At 75.8% G+C, this 17127-nt stretch carries 15 protein-coding genes; 10 read left to right on the forward strand and 5 right to left on the reverse strand.

Annotation, left to right across the window (positions count from 1 at the left end; genetic code table 11):
* The first annotated feature begins 100 nt into the window (after positions 1–100).
* The gene (locus ACU616_RS10525) at positions 101–862 is read left to right on the forward strand and encodes a VOC family protein (RefSeq protein WP_446758406.1); all 762 of its coding nucleotides are present in this window, start codon (positions 101–103) and stop codon (positions 860–862) included.
* Positions 863–882: 20 nt separating this feature from the next.
* Here the strand turns inward: ACU616_RS10525 and ACU616_RS10530 are convergent, their stop codons facing one another.
* Genes ACU616_RS10530 through ACU616_RS10540 form a run of 3 tightly spaced genes read right to left on the reverse strand, consistent with a single transcriptional unit; the run spans position 883 to position 3216 of the window.
* Complete coding sequence (locus ACU616_RS10530; protein ID WP_446758407.1) at positions 883–1311, reverse strand: PPOX class F420-dependent oxidoreductase; 429 nt, start codon at positions 1309–1311, stop codon at positions 883–885.
* Positions 1308–2276, reverse strand: a complete 969-nt coding sequence (locus ACU616_RS10535) for a pirin family protein (protein ID WP_446758408.1) — start codon at positions 2274–2276, stop codon at positions 1308–1310. The genes ACU616_RS10530 and ACU616_RS10535 overlap by 4 nt, the downstream gene beginning before the upstream one ends.
* Positions 2277–2304: 28 nt before the next feature.
* Complete coding sequence (locus ACU616_RS10540) at positions 2305–3216, reverse strand: DUF5996 family protein (RefSeq protein ID WP_446758409.1); 912 nt, start codon at positions 3214–3216, stop codon at positions 2305–2307.
* A gap of 155 nt (positions 3217–3371) precedes the next feature.
* On the opposite strand from ACU616_RS10540, the gene ACU616_RS10545 reads away from it, so the two are divergent.
* On the forward strand, positions 3372–4391 hold the full coding sequence (locus ACU616_RS10545; RefSeq protein ID WP_446758410.1) for a methylenetetrahydrofolate reductase C-terminal domain-containing protein: 1020 nt from the start codon (positions 3372–3374) through the stop codon (positions 4389–4391).
* Positions 4388–5152, forward strand: coding sequence for a class I SAM-dependent methyltransferase (locus ACU616_RS10550; protein WP_446758411.1), 765 nt, complete (start codon positions 4388–4390; stop codon positions 5150–5152). Before ACU616_RS10545 ends, ACU616_RS10550 begins: the two co-directional genes overlap by 4 nt.
* 20 nt (positions 5153–5172) lie before the next feature.
* Here the strand turns inward: ACU616_RS10550 and ACU616_RS10555 are convergent, their stop codons facing one another.
* The gene (locus ACU616_RS10555; RefSeq protein ID WP_446758412.1) at positions 5173–6702 is read right to left on the reverse strand and encodes a Mur ligase family protein; all 1530 of its coding nucleotides are present in this window, start codon (positions 6700–6702) and stop codon (positions 5173–5175) included.
* A gap of 211 nt (positions 6703–6913) precedes the next feature.
* Between ACU616_RS10555 and ACU616_RS10560 the strand changes: the two genes are divergently transcribed.
* From ACU616_RS10560 to mnhG, 7 genes are all read left to right on the forward strand, one after another.
* Positions 6914–8725, forward strand: a complete 1812-nt coding sequence (locus tag ACU616_RS10560) for an ABC-F family ATP-binding cassette domain-containing protein (protein WP_446758413.1) — start codon at positions 6914–6916, stop codon at positions 8723–8725.
* A 257-nt stretch (positions 8726–8982) separates the two neighbouring features.
* Entirely contained in the window at positions 8983–11859 is a 2877-nt protein-coding gene (locus ACU616_RS10565; protein WP_446758414.1) for a Na+/H+ antiporter subunit A, read from the forward strand.
* On the forward strand, positions 11856–12347 hold the full coding sequence (locus ACU616_RS10570) for a Na(+)/H(+) antiporter subunit C (RefSeq protein WP_446758415.1): 492 nt from the start codon (positions 11856–11858) through the stop codon (positions 12345–12347). Before ACU616_RS10565 ends, ACU616_RS10570 begins: the two co-directional genes overlap by 4 nt.
* Entirely contained in the window at positions 12344–14062 is a 1719-nt protein-coding gene (locus tag ACU616_RS10575) for a Na+/H+ antiporter subunit D (RefSeq protein ID WP_446758416.1), read from the forward strand. The genes ACU616_RS10570 and ACU616_RS10575 overlap by 4 nt, the downstream gene beginning before the upstream one ends.
* Positions 14059–14622: a Na+/H+ antiporter subunit E gene (locus tag ACU616_RS10580; protein WP_446758417.1), complete on the forward strand. Its 564-nt coding sequence runs from the start codon at positions 14059–14061 to the stop codon at positions 14620–14622. Before ACU616_RS10575 ends, ACU616_RS10580 begins: the two co-directional genes overlap by 4 nt.
* Complete coding sequence (locus ACU616_RS10585; RefSeq protein WP_446758418.1) at positions 14619–14948, forward strand: monovalent cation/H+ antiporter complex subunit F; 330 nt, start codon at positions 14619–14621, stop codon at positions 14946–14948. Before ACU616_RS10580 ends, ACU616_RS10585 begins: the two co-directional genes overlap by 4 nt.
* Positions 14945–15352 carry a monovalent cation/H(+) antiporter subunit G gene (gene mnhG, locus ACU616_RS10590; protein ID WP_446758419.1) on the forward strand — a complete coding sequence of 136 codons (408 nt, stop codon included), beginning with the start codon at positions 14945–14947 and terminating at the stop codon, positions 15350–15352. The genes ACU616_RS10585 and mnhG overlap by 4 nt, the downstream gene beginning before the upstream one ends.
* A gap of 36 nt (positions 15353–15388) precedes the next feature.
* On the opposite strand, the gene leuA is transcribed toward mnhG, so the two are convergent.
* Positions 15389–17125: a 2-isopropylmalate synthase gene (gene leuA, locus ACU616_RS10595; protein ID WP_446758420.1), complete on the reverse strand. Its 1737-nt coding sequence runs from the start codon at positions 17123–17125 to the stop codon at positions 15389–15391.
* Positions 17126–17127 lie beyond the last annotated feature (2 nt).

Consider the following 17127-nt stretch of genomic DNA (forward strand, 5'->3'; position numbering starts at 1 on the left):
TGCGGTGCGGGAGGACGCGTTCCCGGTGCCGTGTGCGCGGGCCCGGGAAGTGTCGGCCCCCGGTGGCACGGTGTTCCTCCCCACACCCGAGGAGGAAGCCATGCCCACCCGGAACACCCCCTGGCCCGACGGCACACCGTGCTGGATCGACTACGGCGCCCCCGACATCCCGGCCGCCAAGGCCTTCTACGGCTCCCTGCTCGGCTGGGAGTGGACCGCCGACAGTCCCGAGTTCGGCGGCTACGTCAACGCGCTCAAGGACGGCCACCAGGCCGCCGGCCTCGGCCCGCTGATGGACCCGGGCGCCGCGCCGTCCTGGACGACCTACTTCGCGGCCGCCGACGCCACGGCCACCTGCGACCGCATCCGCGCGGCCGGCGGCACCGTCGTCGTCGAGCCGATGGAGGTCGGGCCGATGGGCACGATGGTCGTCGCGCGGGACCCGCAGGGGAACCAGTTCGGACTGTGGCAGGCCGGCACGCACACCGGCGTCGAGGTGTTCAACGAGCCCGGCGCGCTGGTGTGGAACGAGGCCGCGGTCGACGACCCCGCTGCGGCCCGCGACTTCTACGCCGCCGTCTTCGGGTTCACCTACGAGGAGGTCCCCGGCGCCGGGGGCTACACGACCTTCGCGACCGGTGACCGTCCGCTCGGGGGCCTCGGCGGGATCTCACCCGGTGCGCCCAAGGGGTGGGCGACCTGCTTCGCCGTCGCCTCCACCGACGACACGGTCGCCGCGGTCGAGGCCGCCGGCGGCAAGGTCGCCATGGCGCCGATGGACACCGAGTTCGGCCGGTTCGCCGTCGTCAGCGACCCGTGGGGCGCGTCGTTCTCGGTCATGCAGACGCCACCCGAGGGCTGAGCAGGCGGACGGGGCCGGCCTCACCCGCGCAGCTGGCCGTAGGTGTGCTCCGACGTGAACCGGACGACGAGGCGCCGGGCGGCGACCATCGCCGCGCGGTACTCGTCCCAGTCCTGGTGCTCGCCGGAGACACCGCGGTAGTAGGCGACCAGCTCCTCGACCGTGGCGTCGTGCGGGTCGGCGGCCACCGGCGTGAGCTCCGCGGCGCCCTCGACGGCCACCCACGACCCGAAGTCCTGCGACGACACGTGCAGGGTGACCCGCGGGTCGGCCTGCAGGTTGCGGGTCTTGGCGCGGTCGGCGGTCACCGAGACCCGGAACAGGCGCTGCGCCGGGTCGTAGGCGTACCCGACGTTGGACAGCTGCGGCCGGCCGTCCCGCTTCACCGTGGCGAGCACCCCCCACCGGTGTTCGGCGAGGAAGGCGAGGTGCCGCTGGTCCACGGTCACCGGACCCGCCCCCGTGCCCTGAGCGGCACCGGCGGCAGCGCCGGCGCGAGCAGGCGGTCGCCCTCGTACCCCTCGACGGCGCCGAACCGCTCGTCCTCGGCGTTCCACCGCTCGGCGTACTCGACGATCTCCTCGCCCGACCGGCCGACGAAGTTCCACCACATCACCAGCTGCTCCTCGAACGGCTCGCCGCCGAGGAGCAGCAGCCTCGCCGGCGCCTCGGTGCGGACCCGCACGGTCCGCCGGCCGGTGCCGAGGTAGACCATCGCGCCGTGGGCCAGCGGCGCGCCCTCGACGTCGGCACCACCGGAGGCGCCGAGCAGCGCGTGCTCGAAGTCCGGCTCCAGCGGCAGCTCGACGTCGGCACCGGGGGCCAGGTCGAGGTCGACGCCGACGATCGGGGTGTGCGCCGTCCCCGGTGAGGTCTGGCCGCCGAACCCGCCCATCAGCACCGTGGCGCGCAGCCCGTCGGAGTCGAAGCCCGGCAGGGTGGCGTGGTGCTCGAAGGCCGGTGCGGTGTCGCGGGTGACGTCGGGCAGCGCCACCCACAGCTGCGCGCCGTGCAGGTAGCGCGGGTGCGGCACCGGCGACTGCTCGGAGTGCGCGATGCCGTGCCCGGCGGTCATGAGGGCGAGCTCGCCGGGGCCGAAGGAGACGTCGCTGCCGAGGGAGTCGCGGTGGTGCACGCGGCCCTGCAGCAGCCAGGACACCGTCTGCAGCCCGGTGTGCGGGTGGGGGGCCACCTGCATGCCGGGACCGTCGGCGACGTCGTCCGGGCCGTAGTGGTCGACGAACGCCCAGGCGCCGACCATCCGGCGGCCCAGCGTCGGCAGCAGCCGCCGGACCCGCGTGCTCTCCCCGAGCGCGACCTCCTTGGCGGGCAGCAGGTCGAGGGCGGGGCCGGCGGCGGTGTCGGCCAGCCCACCGAGCTCGCGGGCGGGCGGGCGGCGGTCGAGGTTGCTCATGTGCGGGGCCTCCAGGGGGTGCGGCGGTTCACCGGGGCTCGGGCGCGGTCGGGCAGCACAGGGCGTCGAGGTCCCAGCCCGCCCGGCGGGCGCCGGCCGCGTAGGCGCTCTCCAGGAAGTCCAGGACGGTGCCCCGCGGGTCGGCCGCCGTCCGCACGTCCTCGTAGGGCAGCAGCGCGAGGTGGGCGCCCCGGCTGTCGATCCAGCGGGCCGCGCCCGGCCGCAGCGGCTCCTCGGCCAGGCCCGCCGGCTCGGGCGCGGTGTAGGAGTAGAAGGCGGGCTCGGGCACCTGGTCGTCGCCGAACCAGAAGCCGGCGCTGATGACCTCGTGCGAGTAGGCCTCGCGGGTGACCGGGTCGACGGTGTCGGGCTGCGGCACCCGCCGGTCGGAGAAGCGGGTCACGGCGAGGTCGAAGGTGTGCCAGAAGTGGTGCACCGGGCTGGTCTTGGCGTAGCTGCGCCCGGCGAACTCCTCGAGCACCTGCGCCACCTGGCCCAGCACCACCCAGTAGCGGGTCACCATGGCCCGGTCGTAGGACGCGTGGTGCTCGTCCTCGGCGAACGGGGTGCAGTCGGCCAGGTCGAACGGGACCGGGAGGTCCACGGTGGCGGGCAGGCCGAGCGTGGCGAGGGTGTCGAGCAGTTGCCGGTAGAAGGCGGCCACGCTGAGCCCGGGCAGCGGGAAGGACGCCCGCCGTCCGTCGGCGACGGCCACCTCCAGCCGGTGGTCGACCAGGTCGAGGTCGACGGCGAAGACGGGGTCGAAGCCCATCGGGCGGGTGGTCAGCCCCCGGCCGGTGAGGTGGAAGGGGACGTGCCACCAGTGGTTGCGCCGGGGGGCGTTGGCCAGCCGCAGCTTGCCGACGGCCTGCAGGAACCGGTGCACGGTGTCCTTGGTGTCGGCCCACTCGGCCAGCGGGATGGGCGGGAAGACGGACACGGGCGGCTCCTGCGTTGGCTCCGGGGCGACGGGACCGGTGCGGCCAGCATGCAGCCCGCGGCGGCGGCGCGGTAGCCGCTCCCCGGGACGGCGGGATGCCCCGCTCGCCGCCCGCCCGCCGCCCGCCCGGCGCCGGGAGGTGTCAGGCTGCGAGCGTGGACGACGACGCCCGCCGGCCGGGCTGCCCGAAGCGCATGGTCTTCGGCCCGTGCGGCGGGGTCCGGGACGACGGCCGCTGCGAGGTCGCCGAGCACCGCTGTCCCTTCGTCGACGACCCCGCCCCCGCGTGGGCCGGGCCGACGCCGCCTCCGGTCCCGCCTCCGCCGGGCAGCCTGCTCGACCGCGCCCGCACCGGGCCGGTGGTGCTCACCGACCTCACCGTCGCGCCGTTCGACCCGGCCTCGCTGCGCCGGGTGGTCGGCGTCCTGGCCCCGGTCTCCGACGGGCTGCTCGTCGGCGAGCACGCCAACCGGCCCGACTTCCCTCCCACGCTGTTCGCCGCCGAGATCCTGGACGCCGGCGGGCGGCCGTGGACGACGCTGGCCTGCCGCGACCGCAACCGCGTCGTCCTGGAGCAGGAGCTGGCCGGCCTGGCCGCGGTCGGCGTCGACGGCGTGCTGTGCGTGACCGGCGACGCCCGCGGCCCCGGCGTCCGGCTCGGCGTCACCCAGGTCTTCGACCTCGACGGTCCGCGGCTGGCCGCCCTCGCCGCGGACGCGGGGCTGCCGGTCGCCGTCCCGGAGTCGCCGGCGGCCCCACCGGTGCACCGGCGCCCGGCCCGGGTGGCGGACAAGCAGCGGGCCGGCGCGCAGGTGTGCGTGCTCAACCACGTGCGCACCCCGACCGAGGTGGCCGCCTTCGTCGCCGCCGCGCGCGACGCCGGGGCGACGCTGCCGTTCGTCGCGGCGGTCGCCGTCTACACCGACGAGCGCTCGGCGCGGGTGCTGCAGCGCTTCCCCGGCCTGCACGTGGACGACGCGACGGTGGAGCAGGTGCTGGCCGCGCCGGACCCCCGGTCGGCGGGGATCGCGGCGGCGGTGGCCGAGGCCCGGGCGCTGCTGACCGTCCCCGGCGTCGTCGGGGTCAACCTCTCCGGCCTGGCCTCCGGCGGCGGGGAGGACGACGGCGCCCGGGTCAAGGCCGAGGTCGCCGCCGCGGTCAGGGAGGTCGCGTGAGCGAGCTGGAGAGCGAGGCGATGGAGGCCGAGTTCGGCACCGTCGCGGGCTGGACCGAGGAGGCGGTGCGGGCGCTGGGACCCGAGCACGCCGTCCCGGCCGGGTGCCGGGGCAGCGGCAGCGAGGGGGCGCTGCGCTGGCTGGCCGACCGGATGGCGCTGACGGCCGGCAGCCGGGTGCTCGACGACGGCGCCGGCGTCGGCGGCCCGGCCGGGTGGCTGGCCACCGACCGCGGCGTGCGCGCCGTCTGCGCCGAGCCGATGCACGCCGCGGCCCGTGCCGCCCACCGGCTGTTCGGGCTGCCCTCGGTCACCGCGCTGGCACAGGCGCTGCCGTTCGTCGACGCCGCGTTCGACGCGGCCTGGTGCCTGGGTGTCCTGTGCACCACCTCCGACAAGGCAACGGCGCTGACCGAGCTGCGCCGGGTGCTGGTCGACGGCGGCCGGCTCGGCCTGCTGGTCTTCGTCGCCGACCGGCCGCTGCCCCCGCCCCTGCCCGAGGGCAACGACTTCCCGGCGGAGGAGGAGCTGCGCGGGCTGCTGGCCGCGGCCGGCTTCCGGTTGGGGGACACCGCCACCGCCGACCTCGGCGACAGCCCGCCGGAGTGGGGCGAGCGCGCGGACGCGGTGGACGCCGAGGTCGCCCGCCGGCACGGGGAGGACCCCCGCTGGCGGGAGGCCCAGGAGCAGTCGGCGCGGGTGGGGCGGCTGCTCGGCGACGGGGCGCTGCGGCCGTGGCTCGGGGTCGCCGAGGCCCGCTGACGCCGGCGGCGCGGCGGCCGTCAGGAAGCGCGCTCGACCCGGGCGGCCGCGGTGGGCGGGCCGTGCTCGGCGATGAGGGCGGTGTTCGCGACCTCGGCGTCGTCGAGGTGGACGGCGTCGCGCGGGTCGGTGGTGTCGAGCACCCGCGTCTCGTGGCCCCGGCCGACGACGAGGACGACGTCGGCGGGGCCGGCCGCGCGGACCGCCGCGGAGATGGCCTGCCGCCGGTCGGGCACCGTGCGCACGGCCGCGGTCGCGCCGAGCAGCCCGACCCGCAGCTCGGCGATGATCGCGGCCGGGTCCTCGCCGTGGCTGCCCTCGTTGGTCAGCCACACGCAGTCGGCGGCGCGGGCCGACTCGCCCAGCCCCTGCCGCTTGTAGCGGTCGCGCCGGCCGCGGGCGCCGAGCACCAGGTGCACGCGGCCGCCGGGGCCGCACAGGTCGCGGGCGGTGGTGATCGCCGCGGCCAGGGCGTGCGGCGTGTGCGCGTAGTCGACGACGACCACCGGCCGCCCCGAGCCGCCGAGCACGGTGCCGCGTCCGCGCGGCGGGGCCACCGCGGCCAGGCCGGCGGCGATCCGGTCGGGTGCCACGCCGAGCACCCGACCGGTGGCCCAGGCCGCGGCCAGGTTGCCCACGTGCACCCGGCCGACCAGCCGGCTGCGCACCCGGTGGCCGCCGGTGTCGTCGCCCAGCAGCACCTCGGTGCCCGCGGCGCCGGTCCGCCAGCCGAGCACCCGGACGTCGGCGTCGGCCGCCGTGCCCACCCGGGTCACCGGCACCGGGGCCTGGTCGGCCAGCCGCCGTCCCCACGGGTCGTCGACGACGACCACCCCGGCCGCGGTCCGCTCGCGCTCGAACAGCCGCGCCTTGCTCGCCCAGTAGTGCTCCAGGGTGCCGTGGTGGTCGAGGTGGTCCTCCTCGAAGCCGGTGAAGACGGCGACGTCGAAGCCGAGCCCGTCGAGGCGGCCGCGGTCCAGCGCGATCGACGAGGCCTCCACCACCGCGCGGCGGGCCCCGGCGTCGACCATCCAGCGCAGCAGCTCGTGCAGCTCCGGGGCCTCGGGGGTGGTCAGCGCGGTCAGCCGCGAGCGCGTGCCCACCCGCGCGCCGAGCGTGCCGACGACGCCGGTGCGGTCGCCGCCGGCCTCCAGCACGCCGCCGACGAGCGCGCTGGTCGTCGTCTTGCCGTTGCTGCCGGTCACGCCCACCAGGCCCAGCGCCCGGGCGGGGTCGCCGGCCAGCAGCGCGCCCAGCGGACCGAGCTGCGCGCGCACCCACGGCACGCGCAGCAGCGGCAGGTCCGTGGCGACCGGGCGGTCGACCAGCAGGGCCGCCGCACCCGCCCGGGCCGCGGCGTCGGCGTGCCGGTGCCCGTCGCTGGCCGCCCCCCGGACGCAGGCGAACAGCGAGCCGGGGACGACCCGCCGCGAGTCGGTGACCAGGCCGTGCACGGTCAGGTCGTCGGCGCCGCCGGAGCGGACGACGGGGCCGCCGGGGACCGTGCGCGCACGGCGCTCCACCTCCGACCAGGGCACCGCGGGCAGCACCGGGCCGACGGTAGGCCCGCGGTGGTGTCCGCGCTGGTCGCGGCGGTGGACCGCGGGGGCGCGCCGCCTGCCGTCCCCACCTGCGCGACCGGCCGGTCACTCAGCGCAGCACGCGGGGTCCCGGGTGTCACCTGCCGCGTCGGCGCGACGGTGCCGGACGGGGCGCGCGCGGCGACGGCGATACTGGGGCCCTCATGACCTGGACCCGACGGTGAGCGCCCCGCTGAACCTGCTCAACCTCGAGCGGGTGTCCAAGGCGCACGGCACGACCGTCCTGCTCGACGACGTCTCCCTCGGCGTGGCGGCCGGCGAGCGGATCGGCGTCGTCGGGCGCAACGGCAGCGGCAAGTCCACGCTGCTCGGCGTCCTGACCGGTGCGGAGGAGCCCGACAGCGGCCGGGTCACGCAGCGCGGCGACCTCGCCGTCGGCGTCCTCGACCAGTCCGGCACGCTGCCGCCGGGCGCCACGGTCCGCGACGTCGTCCTGCCCGGGACCCTGTTCGCCGCCGAGCACGAGTGGGCCGCCGACCCGGCCGTGCGCAGCGTCCTGACCGGCCTGGAGCTCGACCGGCTGGGCCTGGACAGCCCCGTGGCGCCGATGTCGGGTGGCGAGCGGCGCCGGGTCGCGCTGGCCGCGCAGCTGGTCCGGCCGCTGGACCTGCTGGTCCTCGACGAGCCGACCAACCACCTCGACGTCGAGGGCGTGGCCTGGCTGGCCGACTACGTGCGCGAGCGGGTGGGCGCGCTGGTGGTGGTCACCCACGACCGGTGGTTCCTCGACGAGGTGTGCACGCAGACCTGGGAGGTCTCCGACGGCGCGGTGCACGCCTACGAGGGCGGCTACGCGGCCTACACGCTGGCCCGCGCCGAGCGCGCCCGCATCGCGGCGGTCACCGAGGAGCGCCGGCTGAACCTGGTCCGCAAGGAGCTGGCCTGGCTGCGCCGGGGCCCGCCGGCGCGCACCAGCAAGCCGCGGTTCCGGATCGAGGCGGCCGAGGCGCTCATCGCCGACGAGCCGCCGCCCCGCGAGTCGATGGCGTTGAAGGGCTTCGCCGCCCGCCGGCTCGGGCGGACCGTCTACGACGTCGAGGACGTCGACTACGCCGTCCCCTCCGACGACGGTCCCCGGCCGCTGTTCCGCGACCTGACCTGGCACGTGGGCCCGGGCGACCGGATCGGCGTGGTCGGGGTGAACGGCGCGGGGAAGACCTCGCTGCTGCGGCTGCTGGTGGGGGAGACCGAGCCCGACCGGGGCACGGTGGTGCGCGGGCAGACCGTGGCGCCGGCGTACCTGTCGCAGCACGTGACCGAGCTGCCCGCGAAGCTGCGGGTGCTCGAGGCGGTGCAGGAGATCGCCCGCATCGCACGGATCGGTGGCCAGGACATCTCGGCGTCGTCCCTGGCCGAGCGGTTCGGCTTCCCGGCGTCGCGGCAGTGGACGCCGGTGGGGGACCTGTCCGGCGGCGAGCGGCGCCGGCTGCAGCTGCTGCGCCTGCTCATGGCCGAGCCGAACGTGCTGCTGCTCGACGAGCCGACCAACGACCTCGACATCGACACGCTCACCCAGCTCGAGGACCTGCTCGACTCCTTCCCCGGCACGGTGCTGGTGGTCAGTCACGACCGGTACTTCGTCGACCGGGTCTGCGACTCGGTGGTGGCGCTCATGGGCGACGGCTCGCTGGCCGCGCTGCCCGGCGGCGTCGAGGAGTACCTGCAGCGGCGCGCGGCGGGGGAGGCGGCGCTGCCCTCGGCGGCGTCCGGCCCGGCTCCCGCGGCCCCGTCGGTGGCTGCCGCCGGGCCCTCGGCGGGCGAGGTGCGCGCCGCCCGCAAGGAGGCCGCCCGGCTGGAGCGGCGGCTGGAGAAGCTGGGCACCGAGGAGGAACGGCTGCACGCCGAGCTCGCCGCCGCCGCGACCGACCACGCGCGGGTGATGGAGCTCGACGGCCGGCTGCGCGCGCTGCTGGCGGAGAAGGACCAGGTCGAGACCGACTGGCTGGCCGCCGCGGAACTCGCCGAGGGCTGATCGCCGGCGCGTCCTCCCGCACCGCAGCGCGTCCTCCCTCACCGCCCACCGTGGGGGAGGACGCGCCACGATCAGGTCACCTGATCGTGGCCGGGTAGCGGACGGACCCCGCTGCCCCCCACCCCTCGCTCCGCTCCGGGCGGGCCCCTGCAGCGGGGCCGGGCTCAGACGACCTGCCGGGTAGAGTCATGGGCACCGCCGGCCGTCGTCGACCGACGTCAGTGGTCCCCGAGCCGCCCTCGACTCCCGGGAGACCCGTGATCGCTCTGCTGTCCCTCCACCTGCTGGCCGCGCTGCTGGCGCCCCTTCTCGCGCGGTGGTGGGGCAGACGGGCCTTCCTCGTCCTCGCGCTGGTCCCGGCCGCGGGCTTCGTCTGGACGCTGCTGCAGCTGCGCACGGTCCTGGCCGGCGGCGACGTCCGCGAGACGGTGCCGTGGATCCCCGCCCTCGACCTCGACGTCGCGCTGCGGCTGGACGCGCTGGCGCTCACCTTCGCCGCGCTGGTCACCGGCATCGGCGCCCTGGTCCTCGTCTACTGCGCCCGCTACTTCGGGCCCGACGACGAGGGCACCGGGCGCTTCGCCGGCACGCTGACCGCCTTCGCCGGGTCGATGCTCGGCCTGGTCCTCGCCGACGACGTGCTGCTGCTCTACGTGTTCTGGGAGCTCACCACCGTCTTCTCGTTCCTCCTCATCGGGGGCTCGGGACGGCGGCTGGCCGCGCGGCGGGCGGCGTCGCAGGCGCTGATCCTGACCACCGCCGGCGGGCTGGCCATGCTGGTCGGGCTGATCCTGATCGGCCAGGCCAGCGGCTCGTTCCTGCTCTCGGAACTGGTCGCCGACCCGGGCAGCGGCACCGCGATGACCGCCGGTGCGGCCCTCGTGCTCGTCGGGGCGCTCACCAAGTCCGCGCTCGTGCCGTTCCACTTCTGGCTGCCGGCGGCCATGGAGGCGCCGACGCCGGTGAGCGCCTACCTGCACGCCGCGGCGATGGTGAAGGCGGGTGTGTACCTGGTCGCCCGGCTGGCCCCCGGGCTGGCCGACGTCCCCGGCTGGCGCCCGCTGGTGCTGGGCCTGGGCGTGGCCACCATGCTCGTCGGCGGCTACCGCGCGCTGCGCCAGAGGGACCTCAAGCTGCTGCTGGCCTTCGGCACCGTCAGCCAGCTCGGCTTCCTCGTCACGCTGGTCGGCGGGGGCAGCCGCGAGCTGGCCGCCGCCGGGCTGGCGATGACCCTGGCGCACGCGCTGTTCAAGTCCACGCTGTTCCTCGCCGTCGGCGTCATCGACCACGCGACCGGCACCCGCGACCTGCGCCGGCTGTCCGGCCTCGGCCGCCGGCTGCCCGTGCTCGCCGCGATCGGGATCGCCGCGGCGGCGTCCATGGCCGGGCTGCCGCCGCTGCTGGGGTTCGTCGGCAAGGAGGCGGCGTTCGCCGCGCTCTGGGACGCGGGCCTCCCCGACCGCACGGCCGCGGCCGTCGTCCTCGCCGGGCTGGTCGCGGGGTCGGTCCTCACCGCCGCCTACACCGCGCGCTTCGTGTGGGGTGCCTTCGCTCGCAAGGCCGGCGTCGAGGACACCCCGGTCGAGCACCCGCCCGGCCCACTGTTCCTCGCCGCCCCCGCCGTCCTGGCGCTGACCGGGCTGGTCCTCGGGCCGGCCAGCCCGCTGCTGGAGCCGCTGGTCGCCGGCTACGCGGACACGCTGCCGCTGCTGGCGCCGGAGCCGGAGCACCTGGGCCTGTGGCACGGCTGGCAGCCGGCGCTCGCGCTGTCGGCGGTGTCGATCGCCGGCGGCGCCGCCCTGTTCGCCCTGCGCGGGCAGGTCACGCGCCTGCAGGGGCGCGTGGCCGTGGGTGCCTCGGCCGACGAGGGCTACTGGAACGTCGTCCAGGGCATCGACCGGCTCGCGGTGCTGGTCACCGGCACCACCCAGCGCGGCTCCCTGCCGGCCTACCTGGGGACCATCCTGGTCGCCGTGCTCGCGCTGCCGGGCACGCTGCTGCTCACCCGCGCTCCGTGGCCGGAGGAGTGGCGGGCGTGGGACACCCCGGTGCAGGCCGTGGTCGGCGTCGTCGTCGTGACCGCCGGTGCGCTCGCCCTGCGGATCCGGCAGCGGCTGTCCGCGGTGCTCGTCGTCGGGGTCACCGGCTACGGCCTCGCGGTCGTGTTCGCGCTGCAGGGGGCCCCCGACCTGGCGCTCACCCAGTTCCTGGTCGAGACGCTCACCCTCGTCGTCTTCGTGCTGGTGCTGCGCAAGCTGCCCAAGGACATCACCGAGCGGCACCGGCCGCGGGAGCGCGCCGTCCGCGGGGTGATCGCCGTCGCGGTCGGCGCCTTCATGGCCGCCGCCGGCGCGGTGGCGCTGTCCGCCCGCACCGCCGCGCCGGTGTCGGAGGGCTGGCCCGGGCCGGCGTACACGTTCGGCGGCGGCAAGAACGTCGTCAACGTGACGCTGGTCGACATCCGCGCCTGGGACACCCTCGGCGAGATCTCGCTGCTGGTCGTCGCGGCCACCGGCGTGGCCAGCCTGGTCTTCCTGCGGGGGCGCACCGGCGGCGTCGACCGCGTCGACCGCGCGCAGCTGGCACAGCGCCGCGGGCGCAGCCGGCGGGCGCCGCGCGACCGCTGGCTGGCGGCCACCGCCACTCTCGACCCGGCGCGCCGCTCGGTCGTGCTCGAGGTGGTCACCCGGATCCTCTTCCACACGATCGTCGTCTTCTCGCTGTACCTGCTGTTCAGCGGGCACAACGAGCCCGGCGGCGGGTTCGCCGGCGGCCTGGTCGCCGGGCTCGCGCTGGTGCTGAGGTACCTGGCCGGCGGCCGCTACGAGCTGGGCGAGGCGGCTCCGGTGGCGCCGGGCCTGCTGCTGGGCTGCGGGCTGCTGTTCGCCGGCGGCACGGGTGTGGCCGGGCTGCTCCTGGGCGCCGGGGTGCTGCAGACGGCGGTCCTGGAGGCCACGCTGCCCGTGCTCGGCGACGTCAAGCTCGTGACCTCGCTGTTCTTCGACCTCGGCGTCTACCTGATAGTCGTCGGGCTGGTCCTCGACGTGCTCCGCAGCCTGGGCGCGGAGCTCGACCGCCAGGAGGACCAGGAGGACCCGATCGAGCTGTCCCCCGGTGAGGTGGTGCTGCGATGACCCCGACGATCGTGCTGCCGGTGATGATCGGCGGGCTGTACGCGGCGGGGGTGTACCTGCTGCTCGACCGCAGCCTCACCCGCGTGCTGCTCGGCTTCGTGCTGCTGGGCAACGCCACCAACCTGCTGGTGCTGTCCTCCGGCGGGCCCGCGGGACTGGCGCCGATCCTCGGCTACTCCGACGCCGAGGGGTTCAACGACCCGCTGCCGCAGGCGCTGATCCTGACCGCGATCGTGATCACCTTCGGCGTTTCGGCGTTCGTGCTGGCGATCATCCACCGCTCCTGGCGGCTGGCCCGCAACGAGGCCGTCGGCACCGACGAGGAGGACCGCCGGGTCGCCGCCAGCCGGGACACCGACGCCGACGAGCTCGACCCGGACGACCTCGACCCGCAGGACCGCGCCGCCGGCCACGCCGACAGCCTCCCCGCGGACCTCGAGGACCTGGTCGACGACGTCGACGTGCCGGCGGGGAGCGGCACCCGGTGATCGAGGTCCTCGCCCCGCTGCCGGTCCTGCTCCCGCTGCTCGGAGCGGCCGGCGCGCTGCTGGCCTCCGGGCACCCGGGCTCCCAGCGCACCCTCAGCACGGTGGTGCTCACCGTGGTGCTCGCCGTCTCGGTGGCCCTGCTGTTCCTGGCCGACGCCGACGGCGCGAGCGCGGTCTCCGTCGGCGGCTGGCCGGTGCCCCTGGGCATCGTGCTGGTGGTCGACCGGCTCTCGGCGCTCATGCTGGTGGTCGCCTCGACCGTGGCGCTGGGCGTCCTCGTGTTCGCCATCGGCCAGGGTGCGGCCGACGGGTCGGAGGAGACGCCGCTGTCGATCTTCCACCCGACGTTCCTGGTGCTGGTCGCCGGCGTGAGCAACGCCTTCCTCGCCGGCGACCTGTTCAACCTCTACGTCGGCTTCGAGATCCTGCTGATGGCCTCCTACGTGCTGCTGACCCTCGGCGGCACCGCCGGCCGGATCCGCGGCGGCATCACCTACGTCGTGGTCAGCCTGACCAGCTCGCTGGTGTTCCTCGCCGCGATCGGCCTGGTCTACGCCGCCACCGGCACGGTGAACATGGCGCAGCTGGCGGTGCGGCTGGGCGAGCTGCCCGCGGGTACCCAGGCGCTGCTGCAGTCGATGCTGCTGATCGCCTTCGGCATCAAGGCCGCGGTCTTCCCGCTGTCGGCCTGGCTGCCCGACAGCTACCCGACCGCGCCGGCCCCGGTCACCGCGGTCTTCGCCGGCCTGCTCACCAAGGTCGGCGTGTACGCGATCATCCGCACCCAGACGCTGCTGTTCCCGGGCGGTGCGCTCGACGGCGTGCTCATGTGGGCGGCGCTGGCCACGATGCTCATCGGCATCCTCGGGGCGGTGGCCCAGAGCGACCTGCGCCGGGTGCTGTCGTTCACCCTGGTCAGCCACATCGGCTACATGGTGTTCGGCATCGCCCTGGGGACGGCGGCGGGCCTGGCCGGTGCGGTCTTCTACGTGGCCCACCACATCGCCATCCAGACGACCCTCTTCCTCGTCGCCGGGCTCGTCGAGCGCCAGGGCGGGACCACGTCGATCAACCGGCTCGGCGGGCTGGCCCGGCGCTCGCCCCTGCTGGCCGTGCTGTTCTTCGTGCCGGCGATGAACCTGGCCGGGATCCCGCCGCTGTCGGGGTTCATCGGCAAGCTGGGCCTGCTGCAGGCCGGGGTCGCCGAGGGCAGCGCCGCGGCCCTCACCCTGGTCGCTGCCGCGGTGGTCACCAGCCTGCTCACCCTGCTCGCGGTCGCCCGGGTCTGGACGCGTGCCTTCTGGCGGTCCCCGAGCCAGGCACCGTTCGAGGACACGGCCGCGGCCGCGGCTGCTGACGCCACACCGCAGCGGTCCGGGGGAGAGGACGGGTCCGCCGCCGGCGGCGCGGTGTCCTCCGCCGACGGCGCGGTGTCCTCCGCCGACCGGCCGCGCACCGCGCTGCAGGACGCCTGGCGCCGGCACACCGCGGTGGCGACGGCGTCCGAGCCCGACCTCCCGCCCGCGGCGGGCGCCGTCCGGGCGCTGCGGCCGCTGCCGCGGACGATGGTGGGCGCGACCGCCGCACTGGTCGCGCTGACCGTGGCCCTGACCGGGCTGGCCGGGCCGCTGTACGGCCTCGCGGACCGGACGTCGACCGACCTGCTGGAGCGCACGCCCTACCTCTCGTCGGTGCTGGGGGAGGAGGACCGGTGAGCGTCGAGCCGGCCGCGACCCGGTTGCGCCACCAGGTCCCCCTGCTCGCCTGGCTGGTGCTGGTCTGGATGCTGCTGTGGGGGACCTGGTCGTGGGCGAACCTGCTCTCCGGCCTGGCCGTCGGGCTGTTCGTGCTGGTGGTGCTGCCCCTGCCGCACGTGGTGGGCGGCGTGCGGGTGCGGCCCCTGCCAGTGCTGGCCTTCCTCGGCCACTTCGTCGCCGACCTGGTCGTGTCCGGGGCGGAGGTCGCCTGGCAGGCGCTGCGACCGCAGGGGCTGCGTCGGACCGCGATCGTGCGGGTGCAGCTGCGGGTCGACTCCGACCTGCTGCTGACGATGGTGGCCGAGGCGACCTCCCTGGTGCCCGGCTCCCTCGTGCTGGACCTGGACCGGGAGCAGCGGGTGATGACCCTGCACCTGCTGCCCGTCCGCGACCGCGACGACGTCGAGCGCAAGCGGGCGCACGTCCTCGTGGTCGAGGAGCGGCTGGTGCGGGCGTTCGGCTCCGCCGGCGACGTCGCCGCCCTGGAGCGGGACCGGGCGGAGGTGGCGGCGCCGTGACGGTGGTGGCGGGCGCGCTGTACGCGCTCATCGGCGGGGGAGCCCTCCTCGCCCTCGTCCGCCTGGCCCGCGGCCCGTCGCTGCTGGACCGGGTCGTGGCCACCGACACGCTGCTGGTGATCATCTCCGCCGGGCTGGCCGTCCACGCCGCGGTGGTGCGCGACCCGACGCTCGTGCCGGTGCTGGTCGTGGTCGCGCTGCTGGCCTTCGTCGGGTCGGTCTCGGTCGCCCGCTACGTCGGCGGGATGCTGCTGCGGTCGCGGACCGAGGACGGCCGGGACGTCGGCCTGCCGGTGGCCGCCGAGGAACGGGAGAGCCGGTCGTGACCGCACTCGCCGACGTCGTGGCGTTCGCGTGCCTGCTGGCCGGCGCCTTCCTCTGCCTCACCGCCGGGCTGGGACTGGTCCGCTTCCCGGACGTGCTGTCGCGGATGCACGCCGGCACCAAGCCGCAGGTGGTGGGCGTGCTGCTGGTCATGGTCGGGGCCGCCATCCGGCTCGGCGGCTGGTCCAACGCCTGGATGCTCCTGCTGGTGGCGGCCTTCCAGCTGCTGACCGCGCCGGTCAGCGCCCACCTGATCAGCCGGGTCGCCTACCGTCGCCGGCACGTCCGGCGCGACCTGCTGCTCGTCGACGAGTTCCGCGGTGCCGGCCGCCAGGACGACGTCTACCGGGGCGACGAGCCCGGCGACGCCCCACCCGAGGAGCCGCGGTCCCACCCGGGCGGCTGAGACCGGGGCGTGCACCGCACGCCCCGGTCCCGGCGCTCACCGCTGGGCGCGGTTCACCGCGGAGACGACGGCGCGCAGCGACGCCGAGACGATGTTCGGGTCGATCCCCACGCCCCACAGCACCCGGTCGCCGACGGCGCACTCGACGTAGGCGGCGGCGCGGGCGTCCCCGCCGGCGCTGAGCGCGTGCTCGGCGTAGTCCAGGACGCGGACGTCGACGTCGAGGGTCCTCAGCGCGTCGACGAAGGCCGCGATCGGGCCGTTGCCGCGGCCCTGCACGGTGACCGGGACGCCGCCGTCGGTCAGCTCGACGACCATCTCGTCGAGCTGGTCGCCGTGCGCGGTGTGCCGGTGGCCGGCCAGCGCGAAGCGGCCCCACGGGGCGTCGGGGTCGGGCAGGTACTCGCTGCTGAAGGCGGCCCACATCTGCTGCGCGGTGACCTCACCGCCCTCGTCGTCGGTGTGCCGCTGGATGACCGCGCTGAACTCGATCTGCAGCCGGCGGGGCAGGTCCAGCTGGTTCTCGGTCTTCATGATGTAGGCGACGCCGCCCTTGCCGGACTGGCTGTTGACCCGGATGACCGCCTCGTAGCTGCGGCCGACGTCCTTGGGGTCGATCGGCAGGTACGGGACCGCCCACGGCATCTCGTCGACGGTCTTCCCGGCCGCCTGCGCGTCGGCGGCCAGCGCGGTGAAGCCCTTGTTGATGGCGTCCTGGTGCGAGCCGGAGAAGGCGGTGTAGACCAGGTCGCCGCCGTAGGGGTGCCGCTCGTGCACGCCCAGCTGGTTGCAGTACTCGACGGTGCGGCGGATCTCGTCGATGTCGGAGAAGTCGATCTGCGGGTCGATGCCCTGGCTGAACAGGTTCAGGCCGAGGGTGACCAGGTCGACGTTGCCGGTGCGCTCGCCGTTGCCGAACAGGCAGCCCTCGATGCGGTCGGCGCCGGCGCGGTAGCCCAGCTCGGCGGCGGCCACGGCGGTGCCCCGGTCGTTGTGCGGGTGCAGGGAGAGGACGACGGCGTCGCGGCGGCCCAGGTTGCGGTGCATCCACTCGATCTGGTCGGCGTAGACGGTGGGCTCGGCCATCTCGACGGTCGCCGGCAGGTTGAGGATGGTCGGCCGGTCGGCGGTCGGCTCCCACACGTCGGTGACCGCGTTGCAGATCTCGACGGCGAAGTCCAGCTCGGTGCCGGTGAAGGACTCCGGGCTGTACTGGTAGCGGATCTCGGTGTCGCCCATCTGCTCGGCCAGCTTGCGCACCAGCTGCGCGCCGTGGACGGCGATGTCGACGATGCCGGCGCGGTCGGAGCCGAACACCACGCGCCGCTGCAGGGTCGACGTCGAGTTGTAGAGGTGCACGATCGCCTGCCGGGCGCCGCGCAGGGACTCGAAGGTGCGCTCGATCAGCTCGTCGCGGGCCTGGGTGAGCACCTGGACGGTGACGTCGTCGGGGACCAGGTCCTCCTCCACCAGCTGGCGGATGAAGTCGAAGTCGGTCTGGCTGGCGGCCGGGAACCCGACCTCGATCTCCTTATAGCCCATCCGGACCAGCAGCTCGAACATCCGCCGCTTGCGGTCGGGGGTCATCGGGTCGATGAGGGCCTGGTTGCCGTCGCGCAGGTCGACGGCGCACCAGCGCGGGGCCGCGGTCGTGACCCGCGCGAGCCAGGTGCGGTCGGGCAGGTCGACCGGGGTGAACGGGGCGTAGCGGTGGACGGGCATCCGCGAGGGACGCTGGGGGTTGCGGACGTGCGGGTGCTGCGGGGTGCTCACGG

This window comes from Geodermatophilus sp. URMC 62 (assembly GCF_052931475.1).

Excerpts from the sequence above, each read along its gene's own strand:
- ACU616_RS10525 (WP_446758406.1), top strand. The coding sequence starts at position 101 with ATGCCCACCCGGAACACCCCCTGGCCCGACGGCACACCGTGCTGGATC.
- ACU616_RS10535 (WP_446758408.1), bottom strand. The coding sequence starts at position 2,276 with ATGAGCAACCTCGACCGCCGCCCGCCCGCCCGCGAGCTCGGTGGGCTG.
- ACU616_RS10570 (WP_446758415.1), top strand. The coding sequence starts at position 11,856 with ATGACCCCGACGATCGTGCTGCCGGTGATGATCGGCGGGCTGTACGCG.